This is a genomic window from Streptomyces sp. NPDC054956, assembly GCF_053609185.1.
Map to the genome: position 1 here is coordinate 1 of NZ_JBSGXB010000674.1, position 1019 is coordinate 1019.

General features: G+C 70.4%; 1 protein-coding gene. It reads right to left on the reverse strand.

What is annotated here, in order from left to right; all coding sequences use genetic code 11:
* Nucleotides 1-111: 111 nt before the first annotated feature.
* Complete coding sequence (locus ACWGDE_RS39210; protein WP_453393855.1) at nt 112-729, reverse strand: RDD family protein; 618 nt, start codon at nt 727-729, stop codon at nt 112-114.
* Nucleotides 730-1019 lie beyond the last annotated feature (290 nt).

The following is a 1019-nucleotide window of genomic DNA, read 5'->3' on the forward strand; positions in this document are numbered from 1 at the left end:
GGGCGTTAAAAACAACCGACCCGCCCCGCCCGGGCTGCACCATGCCCACCCCATCGTCGACCGGGTCGGGGCCCCCCGGGAAGCGGCTGGGGCCCCGACGTTCGGCGCTGGTCAGCCCTTGGGGACGGTGATGACCACGCTGCCGATCACCTTGTCGGCGAAGGTCTGCTTCTTCTGGTCCCACAGCGGCCACAGGAAGCCGATGTAGCAGGCGATGCCGTCGAGGAAGTGCGCGAGCCGGCGCACGAAGGCCATGCCGAAGCCGAGGGTGCTGCCGTCGGCCTCGCGGCGCAGGCTGATCCCGACGATCTTCTTGCCGATGGTCTGGCCGGTCGAGCCTTCCTTGTAGAGCTGGAAGATGCCCATGCCGAAGGCGTAGAGAATGCCGATGATGAAGAAGATGCCAGGACCGGCGGTCGCGGCGTCGTCGGCCAGCGCGAGGTCGATGAAGCCGAGGGCGTACATCGGGGCCACGGTGATCAGGCCGTCCAGGATGGTCGCACCGAAGCGCAGACCCCAGTGCGCGAGCGGCGGCATTCCGGCACCCGGCATGCCCGGCATCCCGGCCTGCGGGTACGCGCCGTACGGCTGCTGCGGGGGAACGCCCACCGGCGGCTGCTGCGGGTAGCCGTACTGCGGGGGCACGCCCTGCGGAGCCTGCTGCGGGTAGCCGGGCTGACCCTGCGGGGGCTGCTGGCCGTACGGGTTGTTCGGGTCGCCGAAGCTCATGGCGAAGTCTCTCCAGGGGTGTGACGGGGACGAGCGGCCCGCGCGGAGGGACGTCATGATGTGAGCGGTTTTGCCCCCTGCGCATCCGCGAACTTGCGGCCCCATGGTGTTAGTAACATCGGCCACTTGTCCAATCCGTTGTCCCACCCTCTGAGCGAGCGGCGGGGCTTGTTCCCCAGGTGGCGGGAGCGGACGGGTGGGGGCGGGCCCGACGGGACCTGCCCGGGCACCCGCGTACGACGGCACGGAGTCCCGGGCCCGAGTGCGGGTACGGGACTCCCCGGGCCACA